Source organism: Stenotrophomonas sp. AS012628 (assembly GCF_010608305.1).
GTDB classification, from domain to species: Bacteria; Pseudomonadota; Gammaproteobacteria; order Xanthomonadales; family Xanthomonadaceae; genus Stenotrophomonas; species Stenotrophomonas geniculata.
In genome coordinates this window covers 31,118-48,373 of sequence record NZ_VMBJ01000026.1, presented here as the reverse complement: position 1 = coordinate 48,373, position 17,256 = coordinate 31,118, and the positions used below count along the sequence as shown (strand labels likewise).

Genomic DNA, 17,256 nt, shown 5'->3' with positions numbered 1-17,256 from the left:
CGCCCATGATGGAGCGTTACGACGTCGGACCGCGCATGTCCGAAATGACCGTATACAACAAGGTCGCCTACCTCTCCGGCCAGATTCCGGAAGACACCAGCCAGGACATCACCGGCCAGACCCGGCAGGTGCTGGCGGAGATCGACAAGCTGCTGGCGCTGGTCGCCAGTGACCGCCAGCACGTGCTGCGCGCCGAAGTGTTCCTGGCCGACATGGCCGACTTCGACGGCATGAACAAGGCGTGGGACGAGTGGGTGGTTGAAGGCGCGACCCCGGCACGTGCCACGGTCGAGGCCAAGCTGGCCCACGCTGACTGGAAGGTCGAGATCGTGGTGACGGCGGCAGTACCGTAACGATTGAATGGGGTCAGATCCTTTTCGCTCAGGAAAGCGGATCTGACCCCGTTACAGCGGCACCAGCTCGATGCAGTCCACCGGGCATGGCGGGATGCACAGCTCGCAGCCGGTGCACAGATCGGCGATTACCGTGTGCATGTACTTGGCGCCGCCGACGATGGCGTCCACCGGGCAGGCCTGGATGCACTTGGTGCAGCCGATGCAGTCGGCTTCCACGATCAGCGCCACCTGCGGCGCCTTGTGCTCGCCGCGCGATCGATCGAAGGGAATGGCAGGTACTCCGAGCACCTGCGCCAGTGCGCGCGCACCGGTATCTCCGCCCGGCGGGCAGTGGTCCACGCCTGCTTCGCCGCGAGCCATGGCCTGCGCGTACGGGCGGCAGCCGTCGTAGCCGCATTGCCCGCATTGGGTCTGCGGCAGCAGGCGGTCGAGGCGTTCGGTCAGGGGCGGGATCAGGCTCATGCGTGGCGAAGGCTGCGCGTTGGGGTCATTTCAGGGGTTTGCCACGGAACCAGCGCTCGTGGGCCAGCGCCAGCATCGGCTTGTCTTCGGAACTGTCACCGTAGGCATGGATGCGCACGTAGCGCGACAGGTCGAACTGGCGACGGATGTGCTCAACCTTGCGCGGGCCACAGTCGCCACCGGCATAACGGCCTGTGAGGCGGCCGTCCTGGCTTTCCAGCCTGTTGCAGATCAACTGCAGGCCCAGCTGTTCGCACCATGGCCGCAGGTACAGGTCCAGCGAGCCGGACACGATCACCACGGTGTGCTGCTGTTCCTTGTGCCAGCGGATCTGCTCCAGCATTTCCGGGCGCACCACGTCGGGCAGGAACTCACGCGAGAAGCCGGCGGCCAGCGTGGCGATGTCATCGCTGTGGCGGTCGCTGAAGGTCAAACGGGTGACGCGCGCGCGGATGCGCTCGGCCGAGATCAGTTTCAGCTTGTACGCGGCCAGCCATGGACCAATCTTCCACCACGCCTGTGCCAGCTGTTCGGCGGTGGCCACGCGGCGCAGGAAACGGCCATAGGTATCGCAGGTGGTCACGGTGTGGTCGAAGTCGAACAGCGCCAGTTCCATTCCGTTGCCTCCCATCGCGTTGCCCCGTGGCCGGTGCTGCCGGCGGGCGTGGCCGCAACCACGCCCGCTGCGGGCATCAGCGGACCGGCATGCCCGGCTGCGCTCCGCTGTCGGCGTCCAGCAGCGCCAGTGCGCCGCCGTCGAAACCGGCCGACAGGATCATGCCCTCGCTCAGGCCGAAGCGCATCTTGCGCGGGGCCAGGTTGGCGATGAACACCACGCTGCGGCCAACCAGCGTTTCCGGCTCGCCGTAGCTGCCGCGGATGCCGGAGAAGATCTGGCGCTTGCCCAGCTCGCCGGCGTCCAGTTCGAAGCGCAGCAGCTTGTCCGAACCTTCCACGAACTCGCAGACCAGCACCTTGCCGATGCGCAGGTCGAGCTTGGCGAAATCGTCGATGCCGATGTAGGCCGGGGCGTCGGCGCTCTTTGCGTCGTCCTTGGCCGGGGCCGAGGCGGCCGGCTTGACCGCTTCGGTCTTGGCGGCGGGGGCGGCGGCAGCGGCCGGCTGCAGGGTGTCCTTGGAGGCGTCGATCATGGCGTCAATCTTCTTCGGGTCGATACGGGTGAACAGCGGGGTGTAGTCGGTGATGCGGTGGCCCAGCAGCGGCTGCGCCAGTTCGGTCCAGTCGTTGACCGGCGCGGCCAGGAAGGCCTCGGCCTGCGCGGCGGTGGCCGGCAACACCGGCTTCAGGGCGGTGACCAGCACGCGGAACAGGTTCAGGCCCTGGCTGCACACCGCCTGCAGCTGCGCGTCGGCGCCTTCCTGCTTGGCGATGACCCACGGCTTGACGTCGTCGATGTAGCGGTTGGCTTCGTCGGCCAGGGTCATGGTCAGTCGGATCGCCGCGGCCGGGTCGTTGCGCTCGTAGGCTTCACGGATCGGCGCCAGGCCATCGACGAAGCGCTGGTACTGCGCGGCATCGGGCAGCTGCGCGGCCAGCTGGCCGTCGAAGCGCTTGCTGATGAAGCCGGCGCAGCGGCTGGCCAGGTTGACGAACTTGCCGACCAGGTCGGCGTTGACGCGGGCGATGAAGTCACCCAGGTTCAGGTCGAGATCATCGACGCCACCGCCGGACTTGGCTGCGTAGTAGTAACGCAGTGCTTCCGGTTCCAGCCCCGCGTCGAGGAAGGTGCGCGCCATCACGAAGGTGCCGCGCGACTTGCTCATCTTGGCGCCGTCCACGGTCAGGTAGCCGTTGACGTGCAGGCGGGTCGGCGCGCGGTGGCCGGTACCGTGCAGCACCGCCGGCCAGAACAGGCCGTGGAAGTTGACGATGTCCTTGCCGATGAAGTGGTGCAGCTCGGTGGCGGTACCGGCGCGCAGATGCGCTTCGAAGTCCTCGCCGATCCTGCCGCACAGAGTCTGGAAGCTGGACAGGTAGCCGATCGGCGCGTCCAGCCAGACGTAGAAGTACTTGCCCGGCTGGCCGGGAATCTGGAAACCGAAGTACGGTGCATCGCGCGAGATGTCCCACGCGCGCAGGCCACCTTCGGCATTGAGCCACTCACCGAGCTTGGCCTTCACGCCCGGCAGGGCGACGTCGCCGGTCAGCCATTCGCGCAGGAACGCGTCGAAGTGGCCCACCTCGAAGAAGAAGTGCTCCGAATCGCGCATTTCCGGCGTGGCACCGGAGATCACCGAACGCGGTTCCTTCAGGTCGGTCGGCGCATAGGTCGCGCCACAGACTTCGCAGTTGTCGCCGTACTGGTCGGGGCTGCCGCAGTTGGGGCAGATGCCCTTGACGTAGCGGTCGGGCAGGAACATGCCCTTGGCCGGGTCGTAGAACTGCGCCACCGAACGGCGGCTGATGTGACCGGCCGCTTCCAGCTTCAGGTAGAACTGCTCGGTCAGCGCCTTGTTGGCCGCCGAATTGGTCGAGTCGTAGTGGTCGAAGGCCACGCCGAAGGCGGCGAAGTCACGTTCGTGGCTGGCCTGGATGTTGGCGATGAAAGTTTCCGGGGTGACCCCGGCCTTTTCCGCGGCCAGCATGATCGGCGTGCCGTGGGTGTCGTCGGCGCAGACGAACCAGGCCTTGCCGCCGCTCATTCGCCGCGCACGCACCCAGATGTCGGCCTGGATGTAGCCGACCAGGTGGCCCAGGTGCAGCGGGCCGTTGGCGTAGGGCAGGGCGGTGGTGACGAGCGCGGTACGGGTCATGGTCGCGGGGTGAAGCCGAGGGGAACCGCAGAGTATCGCATGCCCGCAACGAGGTGACCCGGCCGGGGCCGGGTCACGGGGGTGAAGCAGGGGGGGCGCTTATTCGCGCTGCCAGGTCTGCGCGCGGCAGATGAAGGCGATGCAGCCGGACACGTCAAGCCTGGTTCCGCCGGGCTGCAGTTCCATCTTCGACTTGTAGGTCTTGCCATTGGCCGGATCGAGGATGGTGCCGCCGGACCACTTGTTGGCGCCGTCGGCCTTCAGGTTCCAGAGGATGGTCATGCCCTTCACCGGCTTGTTCCTGTTGGCGCCTTCACAGCCGTCACAGACCGGGTTCGGGCCCTTGTCCGAGTGCAGGATGTCGACCACCTTGCCGGTCAGGGTGCCGTTGGCGGCCTGGGTGATCTCGACGATCGACTTCACCTTGCCGGTCTTGTCGTCGATGGTCTTCCAGCGGCCGGCGGCGCCATCGGCGGCCTGCGCCGAGAGCGCGGCCAGGCACAGCGGCAGTGCCAGCAGCAGGGTCTTGAAGGTCTTGCGCATGGTCCCCTCCCAGGGTTCATTCCGGCACGGTGCCGGTACGGGTCGACTGTATACCCATTCGGCGGGGTATGGGGAAGGGGGGGGCTTGCAGGGCTGCGCCCTGCACCTGCAGAGGCAATGGCAACAGCCGAAGCAACCGCAACAGCGAGCTATCCGTGGGATGGCGGGGCGGTGTGGGTGGGCAGGACACGCCGTAAACCCATCCATGGGGGCTCGATGGCGCCATCCATGGCGCCAACGGTCCTGCCCATCCACACCGCCCCACCTCTGACAGATTCCTGCGATCTGTCGGAATGGCACGGCCTGCTCTCGGTGGGTGTCGACCTTGGTCGACACGTAGATCCATGCCGTGCATGGATGAATCACGATTGAAAAACGCTCAACCGACTTCGTACAGCTCCAGCGGCAGGCCATCCGGATCGGCGAAGAAGGTGAAACGGCGGCCGGTGTACTCGTCCACGCGGATCGGTTCGCAGGTCACGCCATGCGCGGCCAGGCGCTGGATGAAGGGTTCCAGTGCAGCCACGCGGAACGCGAGGTGGCGCAGGCCCTGGGCTTCGGGGCGGCTGGGACGGGGCGGTGGCGAGGGGAAGGAGAACAGCTCCAGCTGGCCGCCGTCGGGCAGGGCCAGATCGAGCTTCCAGGAGTCGCGCGCCGCACGGTGGTTCTCGGCCAGCACGCGCAGGCCGAGGATACGCACGTAGAAGTCCTTCGAGCGTGCGTAGTCGTTGCAGATCAGCGCAGCGTGGTGGATGCCCAGCAGGGCGTCGGAACCGGGGGTCATTGCAGGGTGTCCAGCCAGCGCTGGGCGATCTTCTGCGCCAGCGGATAGGGTTCGGGATCGTTGCGGTTGGTCAACACGATCACGGTCAGGTGCTTTTCCGGGTGGCGCACGATCACGTTGCGGAAGCCGATGCTCTCGCCGCTGTGCCATTGCACCGGGCCATTCAAGCGCCAACCGAAGCCGTAGTGCGGCACGTCGGCTTCGGGCGTCGATGTGGCCGGGCTGAACATCGCCTGGCGCGAGGCCTTCGACAGCAGGCGGTCGTCGTACAGCGACGCATCCCAGCGGGCGAGGTCGTCCAGCGAGGAATAGATCCCGCCGTCTCCCAGTACGGCGCTGGTGGTGCTCTGGTCGGTGCGCTGCCAGCGGCCGTCGATCCGGCTGTAGCCATAGGCGCGTGCGGCGACCGTGTCCACGCCGTCCTGGTGGGCCACGGTATGCGCCATGCCCAGCGGGCGGAAGATGCGCTCCTGCAGGAAGGTCGCGTAATCTTTCCCGGACGCGCGGCCGACGATCAGTGCCAACAGCGCGTAGCCGCTGTTGCTGTAGCGGTACTGCGTGCCGGGTGCGAAATTCAGCCGGTCCTCGTGCGACAGCAGGGTCAGCACGTCGGCGTCATGCACCTGCCGAGGGTCAGCCGGATCCATCAGGTCTTCGTAGTCGATCAGGCCGCTGGTATGCGAGAGCAGCTGGCGGATCGTGATGGCCGCCGCTGCCGGCGGCAGCTCGGGCAGCCACTGCCGGGCAGTCTGCTCCAGCCCGAGCCGGCCGTCTTCCACCAGCAGTAGCACCGCCGCGGCGGTGAACTGCTTGCTGACCGAGGCCAGCCGGAAGTTGCTTGCCGCGGTGACCGCAGTACCGTCTTCCACTACCGCCAGGCCGTAGCCGCGGCGGAACACCGGTTGCCCGTCGTGCAGTACCAGTACCGCAGCGCCGGGTACCTGACCGTCGTAGGCCTGCATCAGGCCGTCGATGCCCGCATCCGGTGGAGTCAGCACCGGTGCGGCGCAGCCCGCCACTGGCAGCAGGCCCAGCACGACGGCGAACAGGGCGACGGCAGGGCGCATGGCGGCTCCGGAGGGGGTCAGGGTGAAGGGGCAGGTGTGGCGCTGGCGGGCTGCGCCATCCAGCGTTCCATCTTGCGGTCCAGCACGTCCAGCGGCATCGATCCGTCCTTCAGCAGTTCGGCGTGGAAGCGGCGCAGGTCGAAGGCGGCGCCCTGGCGGCTCTTGGCCTTGTCGCGCAGGGCGACGATGGTGGTCAGGCCGGCCACGTTGGACAGCGCCTGGCCGGGCTGGGCCATGATCCGCTCGACTTCGGCGTTGGCGTCGTCACTGCTCATGTCCACGGTCTTCTGCAGGTAGGCCACGGCCTGCTGCTTGCTCCAGCCCTGGGCGTTCACGCCGGTGTCGGCTACCACGCGGGCAGCACGCAGCAGGCGCGAATACAGGTAGCCGATGCGGTCGTAGGGATCGGTGTAGATGCCGAGGTTCTCACCCAGCGTTTCGGCATACAGGCCCCAACCTTCGACGAAGGCGAGGTCGCCACCGAGGCGGCGGAAACGCGGCAGCTTGGCCAGCTCCTGCTGCAGTCCCAGCTGCACATGGTGGCCGGGGATTGCTTCATGCAGGTACTGCACCGGCACGTTCCAGCGCTTGCGGCTGGGCAGGTCGCGGGTGTTCACGTACAGCACGCCCGGTTGCCCGGCCGCAGACGGCTGGTAGGCCGCTGCTGCAGCGGTCAGCGCACGCTCCGGTTCCACTGCGCGCACGTCCAGCGTGGACTTGGGCAGGGTATCGAGCACCTGCGGCAGGCGTGCGTTGACCTGCTGCTGCACCTGGCGGTAGCGGTTGATCAATGCGTTGGCGTCACCGTACTGGAACTGGCGATCGTTGCGCATGCTGCGCAACAGTTTGGACGGCGTGCCACGCAGCCTGGCATCCTTCATCACGGTGGCGATCTGCGCCTGCAGCTCCTGCACGCGCTGTTCGCCCAGTGCGTGCAGCTGCGCCGCAGTCTGGTCGCTGGCAGTGGTCTGCACGATCAGGTTGGCGTACCAGGCCTGCCCATCGGGCAGTGCGCCCAGGCCGCTGCTGGTGCGCGTGGCCGGCAGGTATTCGGTGGCGATGAAACCGCGCAGGGCTCGATAGGCTGGCATGATGCGCAGCTCGATCATGCGCTTGTACTCGGCGCTGATGCGCGCCTTGTCCTCGGCCGCGATGGTATTGGGCATAGTGCGGATCGGCGACCAGAAGATGCTCTCTTCAGCGGTCGGCTTGATCACCGCATCCAGCTGCGGCAGCACCTTCTCCATCAGGTCGCGCGGCTGCACCACGCCGGCCTTCATGCCCTGGCGCATGTTGTCGATGGCCTGGTCGAACAGTTCGGGAATGCCCAGCGAGCGGCGCGACCAGGTGTCGTAGTCCTGCACGGTGTTGAACGGCTGCGCGCCGGCGCCGGCACCGAGGATCGCCATGATGCTGCCGATGTTGTAGTACTGGCTGATCGGCATCATCCAGCTCGGGTAACGCTCGGCGGCCAGCGATGCGCGCGCGTCGCGCACGAAGATCTCGTAGCTGAGCAGGTCCTGGCCCTGCAGGCCGTCGCTGCCGAGTTTCTCGACCTTGCCCAGCCACTCGGTGGTGAAGTCGTGCGATTGCTGGCGCCATGCGGCGGACAGGATGTTGGGCAGCTGGTCGTTGTAGCGGGCCTCGCCCTGGAAGGTTGCCTGCAGCGGATTCAACCGCATCGAGGCATCCCAGTATTCGTCGTACAGGCGCTCCAGCTGCACCTGCTTGGGCACGGCCCGGGCCGCTGCGACCGGACGCGGCGCGGTGCGGCGCGCCGAACTGCCACGGGCCGGCGCGGTGGCGCGGGCGGGCCGGGCCTTGGGCTTGGCGGCCTGGCGGGTCTGCGCGGCGGCAGGGCGGCTGGCCTTCTTCTTCGCTGCTTCGGCCGACGGCACGGCGCTGAACAGGAACAACGCGGCGATGGCGACGGCCAGGGCGCGGGTGGGATGCGGCATCAGGAGCTTCCGTGGAACACAGACCGTGGAGCTTGCACGATCCGGCCGCGTACGGCCAGCGTGAGGGCGCAGTCAGCTTTCCGCTGCTGGGGCTTCAGTCAGCCGCAGCGGCAGCCCGCAACGATGCGGCCCGCTCGGCCCCCAGATAGCGGGTGATGGCACGCCGCATCAGGTACAGCAACGGAATCAGTGCGATCGCAAAGCCCATCTTGTAGATGTAGTTGACGCTGCTGACCGCCAGGAACAGCGAGGTCGGCCAGTGTTGCGGGCCCAGCACGAAGGCGATCCAGATCACCACGAAGCTGTCCACCACCTGCGAGATCGCGGTCGATCCGGTCGCACGCAGCCACACATGGCGCTCACCGGTCGCCTGGCGGATGCGATGGAACACGGCCACGTCGATCAGCTGGCCGAGCAGGAAGGCCACCAGCGAACCGGCGATGGTCCACATACCCTGGCCGAACACGGCTGCGAACGCGGCCTGGTAATCGGGCACGCCGTGGCCATCCATCGACGTGACCCACCAGCTGGCCGGCGCCAGTGAAATGGCGGCGAAGGCGAACAGGAAGCCGTAGCCGATCAGCACCACCGCCAGCCACGAGATGAAGCGCACGCCGCGCTTGCCGAAAAACTCGTTGATGGTGTCGGTCATGATGAACACCACCGGCCACAGCAGGGTGCCGGCGGTGAAGCTGAGCGAGCCGGTCTGGCCGAACAGGTTCCAGTTCAGTGGAGCGATGCCGAGGGTGTCTTCCAGCGCGAAGATCTTCACCCCGATCAGCTCGGCCAGCACCGCATTGCCGCAGAAGAACGCGGCCAGCACGATGAACAGCAGGACCGCGCGGTCCTGCAGCGGGCGCTCGATCGGCGCCGGGGTCATTCGGTGCGTTCGCCGGCGCGGGTGAATGGCACGCTGGACGGCGCCACGGCACCGCCGGAAATGATGAAGCTCATGGCCTGGTCGACGGTCCAGTCGGTCGGGGTCAGCAGTTCCACCGGCACGATTTCCAGGTAGCCCGAGGTCGGGTTCGGCGTGGTCGGCACGTACACCGCGGCCAGCTCACGGTCGGTGCCGTGTTCCTTGATCACGCGGGTGACCAGCCCGACAGATTTCATGTCGCGATGCGGGAAGTCGATCAGCACCACGCGCTGGGTGCTGCCCGGCTCGGTCTGCAGCATGTCCAGCAGCTTCTTGGCACTGTCGTAGATGATGCTGGCCAGGGGGATGCGCTTGATGACCGCGCCGACCCAGCGCAGCAGGCGCTGGCCAAGCACGCGGCGACTGGCCACGCCCACCGCCAGGATCACCAGCAGGGTGGCCAGCAGGGCGATGGTGTCCTGGATCCACTCGGCGCGGACCCAGCCCAGATAGTGCGGGAAGCTGGTTGCGATCTGTTCGGACAGCGGCACCACCAGCGGGCTGGAAATGCCCGACAGCAGCACGAACACGAACTTGACCACGACCCAGGTCAGCCAGATCGGCAGCAGGGTGAGCAGGCCGGTCAGGAACAGGCGCTGCAGGGAGGGGCGGGGGACCAGGGCGGGGGCTTCGAGCGACATGCGCGCATTGTAGCGGTCACTGCAGGTCGATTACGCTGGGAAATCGACTGCGGCAACGGCACATGGAAGGGAAGCTGTGTTGAAGATTCTGCGCGGACTGGGCTGGACCCTGGCAGGCCTGCTGGTGCTGGCCATCGTGGTGTGGTGCGCCTCGCGCATGTGGCCGGTACCCGAATCGCGGCTGCAGGCGCAGCAGCGACTGGAAGCACGCCTGCCGGCGACCGGGCACAACGGTTATGCCTTGTTGTGGACGCTGCCATTCGACGACCTGGATGCCCAGCAGCGCGAGCAGGCGCTGGCCGAGGATGTACGGCGCTGGGAGGCCGACCCACACGGTGGAGGCGGCGGCCGGACACACCTGGTGGCCAACCATGCCGAGCTGCACTCGCGGCCCGGTGCCAGTTGCGGGCCGGCCGCCAGCGGCTGCCTCGCCCAGGTCCGCGCGGACCCGCAACGCTTCGTGGAGGCCCACGCCGGCCACCAGCAGTTGCATGCGCGGCTGGATCAGCTGGCCGAAGCGGACTACTTCATGTCGCCGTTTCCGCCGAAGGGCGAGGGCATTCTGGTCCCGTTGCCGGCCTATGGCGTGGTGATGGACGCCACCAGTGCACGCGCGCTGGCGTACGTGCAGGGCGATATCGACGGTGCCCTGCGTGGCGCCTGCCGTGGCCTGCAGCTGGGCCGGCGGCTGGTGCCCGGCAGCAGTTATCTGGTCGAGAGCATCATCGGTGCCAGCCTGGTGCAGGCCAATGCCCAGCTGCTGGCCGACATGCTGGTTGAACTGCCTGCCGACCATCCGTTGCCAAGGGAATGCGAACAGGCGCTGCAGCCGCTGCGGGCCGAAGAGCAAAGCCTGTGCCGGGCAATGCAGGGCGAGTACGCGATGAGCCGGGCGGCGATCGAGACATCGGCGCGGGAGTTCGGCGGCGTGCTGGTGCTGGATCGCAGCAGCACCCTGGCCCGCGCGGCCGGCAATCTCGGCTGGGCCTGTGGCGCGGCAGCCACAGCGGCACTGGAAGTGGATCGCCCGTTGCCAGTGCCGGCGCCACCGCAGCATGACTTCGGTTGCCTGTCGAACGTCATGGGCTGCGTGCTGACCGATATCGCCGCGCCGATCTATCCTGCCTATTCGTCACGGCCACAGGATGCTGCGGCGATGCTGCGGCTGCTGGGGGCGCAGCGTTGGCTGCGGCAGCAGACGGATGATCCGGTGCACGCCCTGCAGCGGCTGCCGGCGCAGTTCCGCTCGCCGGTGCGGTCGCCGCAGCTGTCCGCCGATGGCCACCATCTGCAGGTGCCGCGTCGTTCGCCGCCGCGTGGCAACGCTGAGAGCCCGTGGTTGTCCGTACCGTTGGTGGCCGGCGCCGGCGCAACCGCCGCTGCCCGCGACTGAGCCGTGGCTCAGTCGGTGCCGGCCTGCGGATCGAATGCCCAGCCATCGCCGACCGTCTGCAGCGTCCAGCGACGGGTGCCGCGCAGTGGCTGCCAGCGCACGCTGTCCTTGTCGTTCTCGATGCTGCCTTCGACGCGCCTTACCTTGCGCGTGGAGAAGTTCACGCTCAGCGATTCGGTCTTTCCGGAATTGCGCATCACCGAATCCTGGTCGTAGCCGATCAGCGCGAACGCGCCGTCCTGCCAGCGGAAAGTGAAGGCGGTGGTACCCATCGACCAGCTTCCGGCGCTGGCGAATGAAAACAGCGCGACCTTCAACGTGCCACGCTGGATGCTGACACCCCCTTCTTCAAGCGGATCGCTCATCACCGGGTTCTCCGGGCGCGGAATCAGCTGATGGTCCTGCACCGCCAGCACATAGCCGGTTGGCCGTGACCACGCCACGGCGAGAATGCGCGGGTTGCTGTCATGCGGGGACGGGCCGAAGCCATCGTGTTCGATGACGTTGCGCGGGTCCTGCTGGCGCAGTACCAGGACCAGATCAGCGCGGCCATCCTGGTCGAGATCGCCTTCGATGCTGGATTCAAGCGTCCAGCCGTTGGGCACGAAGCCGGCGGCAGTGGCAGCCTGTGCCGGCAGCGTCGGGTACTGCACCGGCGGCAGGTCCAGCGCATGGGCCGCGCACGGCAGGGTGCTCAGCAGTGCAGCAAGGGTGTACGGGCGCATCGGGGCCTCCATGGCAGAGGCCAGAGGATAGCGCCCAAGCGATGATCAGCGTGCGTGTGGCTTCAACCGCAGGTAGACCTGTTTGCGCACCTGGGCGACCACCTCGCCACTCTCATCGATCACGTCGTTGCTGAACCAGCGCAGCACCTTCTCGCCACTGGCCGCTTCGGCGCGCAGTTGGTCCAGCAGCGCGTCGTCGATGCGGAACGACGTCCGCACGATGCCACGGCCCGGCTTGAGGAAGTCGATGGCGCCGGCGCGGTCCCACACGTAGTAGTCGCGGCCGAGGATGTGCAGCAGGCCGAGCATCCAGAACGGATCGGTCATCGCGAACAGGCTGCCACCGAAGTGGGTACCGACGTAGTTGCGGTTCCATGGTCGCAGGCGCAGTTCGACATCGATCTGCCGGTAGTCCGGCGTGATGCGGGTGACGTGGATGCCGGTGAACAGGAACGGCGGCCAGAGATTGATGCCGAAGCGGAACAGGCGGGCGTTCATGCGGATCCGGGAGCGCAGGGCGAGGCGCCCAGTCTAACCATTCGCATGCGTATGTTGCACCCCGGGCGGCGAGGGTCATGCCTCGCCGTCGATCACATACCCGTCGCGGCCGTTGGCCTTGGCCTGGTACAACGCGGTGTCGGCGCCTTCGACGAAATGGTGCGGTTGCAGCGTGCCGTCGGGTACGCGGGTGAACACGCCGATGGTGAGGGTGACGCCTGCTTCGCCGCCGTCACCAGGCGCCGGCAGTGCACGCACGCAGGCGATCAGGTCCTCGATGACCTGGCGTGCGCCTTCGGCCGGGGTATCCGGCAGCACCAGTGCGAACTCATCGCCACCGTAGCGCGCGGCCATGTCGCGTGGACGTCGCGCATGTGCACCGATCAGGCGCGCGACATCGCGCAGCACGCGGTCACCGACCTGATGCCCGTGGCGGTCGTTGTGGCGCTTGAAATGGTCAACGTCGATCAGCGCGAGGCTCAGGGATTTGCCACTGCGTCGCGCGGCATCGCATTCCTGTTGCAGCGACTGCTCGAAACGCAGGCGATTGCCGAGACCGGTCAGCGCATCGCGATTGGCCAGGCGGTGCCAGGCCGAGACTCGCCAGATCGCCCAGGCCAGCAGCACCAGCAGGATGCCCAGCATTGCGCTGGCCGGTGCCCACCACAGGTCACCGGCGCGCAACAGCAACCAGCTCAGCAGCGGTGGAAGCGGCAGCGAGCACAGCGCAGCAAGCCATGGCAGGCGCAGGCCGAGCAGGATCACGCACAGCGCCACCAGCACGCCGCTGATGGCGTGCTGCCAGAGGCGGGGCAGCAGATCGATCTGCTTGTGCTGCAGCAGCATCGACGCGATGTTGGCCTGGTACTCACTGCCGCTCATCCAGAACTCGCGGGTGGTCGGGGTCAGCAGCCGCGGTGCGATGCCGCTGGCGGTCATGCCTACCACGATGCGGCGACCATGCAGCATCGCCATGTCCACGTGACCATCCAGCACGTCGGCATAGGACACCTGTGGCAGGCGCTCGGGCGGCCCGGCATAGCGCACGCGCACGTAGTCGTTGCGCCGCCATTGGTAGGGCGAACCGATCTCCGGATCAGGGTCGGGCAGGCCGTGCACCGCGCCCGGCGGCAGGGCGGCCAGCGCCAGGCCCAGTGCCGGCCAGTGAGCCTGGCCGATGCCCGCATGCAGATACACACCGCGCGCGACGCCATCGCCATCCACTTCCACGTCGGTATGGCCGATCGCCGCGGCACTGGCCGCGATCTGCGGAATCGGCAGCATTTCCTCGGCCATGCGGTCGCCGGCGGCCGGCGCCGCGAGTACCGGCAGCACCACCCGGCCATTGCGGCGGATCGCTGCGGCCAGTTCATCGTCCTGGCGGCTGTCGCGTCGATCAGGTTCGGACAGCATCAGGTCCAGTGCGACGCGCTCGGCACCGGCGTCGGTCAGCCGGTCCAGCAGGCGGGCATGGATCGAGCGGGGCCAGGGCCATTGGCCGATGCGCTGCAGGCTGCCCTCGTCGATGGCCACGATCAGCACGCTGGGGTCGGGGCGGTAGTCCCAGTTGCCGACCATGGCGTCATAGGCGGCTTCGTCCTGCCGCCACAGCCACTGGCCCTGGCTGGCGATCACCGTCAGTACGCCGGCCAGCAGTGCCAGCAGGATCCGCTTCGACCACGGCAGCGGCGAGCGCCTCATAACAACAGCAACAGCAGCAGGGCGCCACCACCGGCGCCGTAGCACAGGCGGCAGGGCAGCTTGATCTGCTGGGCCGGTGAGTACTCGCCCGCATGACCGTCGTCGTCGATGTACTGCACACGCACATGCAGGGTGCCGCTCCACGGCCGCTTGAAGCTGACCTGCGGCTCGCTCACGGTCTGGTCGACCAGGGGCGTCCTGAAGTCGCCACGACGGTCCACCTGCACCCGGTACTGCTGGCCTTCGCTGCCGGCCTGCCAGCGCAGGGTCAGCTCGCCATGCGCGGCTTCAGGCGGCTGCAGGGCAGGGTCGACCGGTTCATTGCTCAGTTGCAGGGGCAGGGCCTGGCCGTAACGGCCCTGGTGGCCGTTGCCATCGCGCGACGCCACCCGCCAGAAGTACTCGCCGGGCGGCAGCGGCTGCGCCAGGCGCAGGTCGGTGCCTTGGGTGCTCTGTTCCTGCAGCGGCTGCACGAAGCTCGGCTCGGCGGCGATCTGCAGCACGCTGCTGCGCGCGCCCGGCGCCTGGCTCCAACGGAAGCGCGGGCGGTCGCTGTTGACGGTCTGCCCATGCAGGGGGGTCACGGTGAGCGGCGGCGGGGGCTGGTCGCTGAGTTCGAAATCGGCGCTGGCGTCGAGGCCTTCCACGCCCTGCGCATCCACGGCGCGCAACAGGATGCGCAACTGGCCGGGGGGCAGGTCACCGATCGCCAGCCGGGTGTCGGCAGTGGTGGCGGCAAACAGCAGGATTTCCGGCGTCGCTGCCTGCACCACTTCCACACGGTAGCGCGCGGCGCCGTCGACGGGGTCCCAGGCGAGCAGGGTCGGCAGGGGCGCCAGGCGCACATCGTCGCTGCGCAGCTGCGGCGCGGGAAGAAGGGCGGAGACAGCGTCCGGTGCGGCATCGGCGCTGATGCTGCGGCTGGCCTGTCCAGGCTGGACCAGGCGTTTGCCGTGGGTGTTGCCGACCTGCACCTTGCCCTGCAGTACCTCGGTGGCAGCGACGTGGCCGGTGTCACCGGCGCTGACCCGGAATACGGTACCGCGCACGCTGCTGGTCGCCGTAGGTGCATCGATGATGTAGCGCGAGGCCGGGCCACGGGCAGGTGTCACCCGGTTGCTCGCGCGGCCCTGCTGCAGGCGCAGGCGGGTATCGACCATGCCGGTGTGGCCGTAGCGGCTGAGCTGGTCCAGGCGCAGCCGGGAATACTCGCGCAGCTGCAGGCGCGAGGCGTCGGCGAATTCAAGCGTGACGCTGGAGTCGCCTTCGGTCTGCACGGTGTCACCAATGCGAAGTTGTTCCCCGGCGAGTATCGCGCGCGTGGCGCTGCCATCGGCGCCGGACAATTCGACCTTGCCGCGCACCGACAGCACGCGGGCAGGTGCCGGTTCGATGCGCAGCCAGCTGATCGGGAAGCGCAGCAGCTGGCCCGGCGGCAGCTGGTAGGGGTTGTCGATGCGGTTGTGCTGTTGCAGCTGCTGCCAGCGCACCGAGGGCTTGAGGTACAGGCCTCCCAGATCCCACAGGGTATCGCCGGGACGGACCCGGTAGTTCCAGTCCTGGGCGGCGGCGATGGCCGGCAGGAAGAGAAGAGCGCAGAGCAGCGCGCCCTGGAAGCGCATGGCGAACGACAGCGAGCGGACGAAGGTCACAGTTTGCAATCCCGGCAATGCGGGGGCGCAGCTGCAAGACCCCATGGCCCCGACCTCATCCCCCCGAACGGATCGTGGCGGCCGTACGGCCGCCATCCCGCGCATTATTGCCCGCGTTCAGTGCAGGGATTCTGAACGAAGTGGGTTTCCGTTCAGAACAGCAGGGAGGCCATCCGGCGGCGGTACTGGCCGACCAGGTCCTCGTCGGAGATCACATTGAAGGCGTCGATCAGGGCCTTGCGCGGCAGTCCGTCCTCGAACGTGCGGTCGATCCGCAGCATTTCCAGGAACTGGGCCAGCGCGGCTTCGTCGTGGCCACCGAGCAGCAGCTGTACGCCGCGCAGGTGGCGTGCCTTGAGGTCCTTGCCATCGGTGGCGATGCGGGCGTCCAGCACTTCAGCGGCCGGGGCGTCCTTCAGGGCCGAGGCGAAGGCCAGCCGGGCGCGTGCACGCACAGCCCGGTCGTCGGTGGACAGGTTGGCGGGCAGGCCGTCAATCAGCAGGCTGGCTTCATCGACGCCGCCGATCTGCAGCAGCGCCAGCGCCAGGTCGAGTTTCAGCTCGTCCTTGTCCGGCTCGGCGGCGATCTGCGCGCGCAGTACGTCTACCTGCGCCTGCGGGTCCAGCGGGGCTTCATCTTCGGCGACGGCGTCGCCGATGTCGGCCGGCACGATGCCGTGCTGGGCCAGGAACTCACGCAGTTGGCCTTCCGGGATGGCCCCCGGGAAGCCGTCCACCAGCTGGCCGCCCTTGACCAGGAACACGGTCGGCACCGAGCGGATCTGGAAGGCGGCGGCGATCTGCTGTTCCTTGTCAACGTCGACCTTGGCCAGTTCGAAGGCGCCGTTGTACTCGGCAGCCAGCTTTTCCAGCATCGGCCCCAGGGTCTTGCACGGCCCGCACCAGGTGGCCCAGAAGTCGACCAGCACCGGCGTCTGCAGCGACTTCTGCAGGACTTCGGCCTCGAAGGTCGCAGTGGTGGCGTCGAATACGTAGGTCGTCTCGGTCATGGGGGGAAGCATCGTTTGGCGTCTGGAGACCGATTCTATGGTGACGATCGATGCCGGTCTCAACCCGGGTTGTAGTAAATGCCTGACAATGCAGGCTTCCTGTCGCCGTTCTTTCCGGAGCCTGCATGTCGTCCCTGTCCCCGTTGCTGCGCCTGTCCGGCCTGTCCGGCCTGGTCGCCGCGCTGCTGTTCGTGCTGGCGGTGCTCGGTTTCGGTGCCGGCCTGGACGGCTACGCGCAGGCCCGCCACCCGGTAGCGCTGCTGGGGGCACAGGGGGTGCCGCATGCGCTGGCCTTCAATCTGCTGGGCTTCGTGCTGCCGGGGCTGCTTGCGGTGGTTGTGGCCGAGTGCCTGCGCCGCAGGCTGCCGGCAACCGCCGGCTGGGCGCCGCGGGTGGGCAGCCAGATGCTGCTGCTGGCCGGGTTGGCGTTCGCCGCGATGGGGTTGCTGCCGCTGGATGTGGACGACCTGCACGGGCCGGCCAGCCAGCTGCATGCCAGCGCCTGGATGATCTGGGTGCTGGGTTTTGTCGCCGGGACCTTGTTGCTGGGCACGTCGCAGGTGCGCCAGGCGCATGGGCGCGCGCTGGGCGCCGTGGCGCTCGCCTGTGGCGTGCTGGCCGCGCTGGCGGCGTTTGCCCTGCAGGGCGTGCTGCCGGCGCCGCTGGCACAACGGCTTGCGTTCGCCTGCTGGGCGGCTTGGCTGGTCCTGGCCCTGCCGTTGTCGCGGCCACGCTGAGACTGGCCGCGGGCGCTGGCGGAGCCTGCCTTGAGC

The 17,256-nt window shown here is 67.9% G+C and carries 17 protein-coding genes; 3 read left to right on the top strand and 14 right to left on the bottom strand.

What is annotated here, in order from left to right:
• The first annotated feature begins 5 nt into the window (after nt 1-5).
• A complete protein-coding gene (locus G5A07_RS12865) occupies nt 6-353 on the top strand; it encodes a RidA family protein (RefSeq protein ID WP_005410556.1) in 348 nt (115 codons plus the stop codon).
• Nucleotides 354-404: 51 nt separating this feature from the next.
• On the opposite strand, the gene rnfB is transcribed toward G5A07_RS12865, so the two are convergent.
• From rnfB to G5A07_RS12820, 9 genes are all read right to left on the bottom strand, one after another.
• Nucleotides 405-818 (bottom strand): Rnf electron transport complex subunit RnfB, encoded by a 414-nt coding sequence (rnfB, locus tag G5A07_RS12860; RefSeq protein WP_053091869.1) that lies wholly within the window; start codon nt 816-818, stop codon nt 405-407.
• Nucleotides 819-843: 25 nt separating this feature from the next.
• The gene (locus G5A07_RS12855) at nt 844-1,434 is read right to left on the bottom strand and encodes an HAD family hydrolase (protein WP_010482899.1); all 591 of its coding nucleotides are present in this window, start codon (nt 1,432-1,434) and stop codon (nt 844-846) included.
• 76 nt (nt 1,435-1,510) lie between these two features.
• Nucleotides 1,511-3,592, bottom strand: coding sequence for a methionine--tRNA ligase (gene metG, locus G5A07_RS12850; protein ID WP_049411854.1), 2,082 nt, complete (start codon nt 3,590-3,592; stop codon nt 1,511-1,513).
• Between the two features lie 99 nt (nt 3,593-3,691).
• A complete protein-coding gene (locus G5A07_RS12845) occupies nt 3,692-4,135 on the bottom strand; it encodes a DUF2147 domain-containing protein (protein WP_005410552.1) in 444 nt (147 codons plus the stop codon).
• A 379-nt stretch (nt 4,136-4,514) separates the two neighbouring features.
• Nucleotides 4,515-4,919: a VOC family protein gene (locus tag G5A07_RS12840; RefSeq protein ID WP_191863397.1), complete on the bottom strand. Its 405-nt coding sequence runs from the start codon at nt 4,917-4,919 to the stop codon at nt 4,515-4,517.
• The gene (locus tag G5A07_RS12835) at nt 4,916-5,986 is read right to left on the bottom strand and encodes a serine hydrolase domain-containing protein (protein ID WP_053443352.1); all 1,071 of its coding nucleotides are present in this window, start codon (nt 5,984-5,986) and stop codon (nt 4,916-4,918) included. Before G5A07_RS12835 ends, G5A07_RS12840 begins: the two co-directional genes overlap by 4 nt.
• Nucleotides 5,987-6,003: 17 nt before the next feature.
• Complete coding sequence (locus G5A07_RS12830) at nt 6,004-7,944, bottom strand: DUF885 family protein (protein WP_099560692.1); 1,941 nt, start codon at nt 7,942-7,944, stop codon at nt 6,004-6,006.
• A gap of 94 nt (nt 7,945-8,038) precedes the next feature.
• Nucleotides 8,039-8,824, bottom strand: coding sequence for a queuosine precursor transporter (locus G5A07_RS12825; RefSeq protein WP_049437362.1), 786 nt, complete (start codon nt 8,822-8,824; stop codon nt 8,039-8,041).
• The gene (locus G5A07_RS12820) at nt 8,821-9,504 is read right to left on the bottom strand and encodes a DUF502 domain-containing protein (protein ID WP_054172268.1); all 684 of its coding nucleotides are present in this window, start codon (nt 9,502-9,504) and stop codon (nt 8,821-8,823) included. Before G5A07_RS12820 ends, G5A07_RS12825 begins: the two co-directional genes overlap by 4 nt.
• Before the next feature lie 76 nt (nt 9,505-9,580).
• On the opposite strand from G5A07_RS12820, the gene G5A07_RS12815 reads away from it, so the two are divergent.
• Nucleotides 9,581-10,897, top strand: coding sequence for a hypothetical protein (locus tag G5A07_RS12815; RefSeq protein ID WP_191863396.1), 1,317 nt, complete (start codon nt 9,581-9,583; stop codon nt 10,895-10,897).
• A gap of 8 nt (nt 10,898-10,905) precedes the next feature.
• Here the strand turns inward: G5A07_RS12815 and G5A07_RS12810 are convergent, their stop codons facing one another.
• The 5 genes from G5A07_RS12810 to trxA all read right to left on the bottom strand — a co-directional run bounded on the left by G5A07_RS12810 (nt 10,906) and on the right by trxA (nt 16,483).
• Nucleotides 10,906-11,622 (bottom strand): hypothetical protein, encoded by a 717-nt coding sequence (locus G5A07_RS12810; RefSeq protein WP_043402719.1) that lies wholly within the window; start codon nt 11,620-11,622, stop codon nt 10,906-10,908.
• Between the two features lie 45 nt (nt 11,623-11,667).
• A complete protein-coding gene (locus G5A07_RS12805) occupies nt 11,668-12,120 on the bottom strand; it encodes a DUF4442 domain-containing protein (protein WP_049411875.1) in 453 nt (150 codons plus the stop codon).
• A 75-nt stretch (nt 12,121-12,195) separates the two neighbouring features.
• The gene (locus G5A07_RS12800) at nt 12,196-13,821 is read right to left on the bottom strand and encodes a CHASE2 domain-containing protein (RefSeq protein WP_043402716.1); all 1,626 of its coding nucleotides are present in this window, start codon (nt 13,819-13,821) and stop codon (nt 12,196-12,198) included.
• Nucleotides 13,818-15,518 carry a FecR domain-containing protein gene (locus G5A07_RS12795; RefSeq protein WP_043402713.1) on the bottom strand — a complete coding sequence of 567 codons (1,701 nt, stop codon included), beginning with the start codon at nt 15,516-15,518 and terminating at the stop codon, nt 13,818-13,820. The genes G5A07_RS12800 and G5A07_RS12795 overlap by 4 nt, the downstream gene beginning before the upstream one ends.
• Before the next feature lie 107 nt (nt 15,519-15,625).
• A complete protein-coding gene (trxA, locus tag G5A07_RS12790) occupies nt 15,626-16,483 on the bottom strand; it encodes a thioredoxin (protein ID WP_019336992.1) in 858 nt (285 codons plus the stop codon).
• A 125-nt stretch (nt 16,484-16,608) separates the two neighbouring features.
• Between trxA and G5A07_RS12785 the strand changes: the two genes are divergently transcribed.
• Nucleotides 16,609-17,220, top strand: a complete 612-nt coding sequence (locus G5A07_RS12785; protein ID WP_049482177.1) for a DUF998 domain-containing protein — start codon at nt 16,609-16,611, stop codon at nt 17,218-17,220.
• Nucleotides 17,221-17,256: the final 36 nt, after the last annotated feature.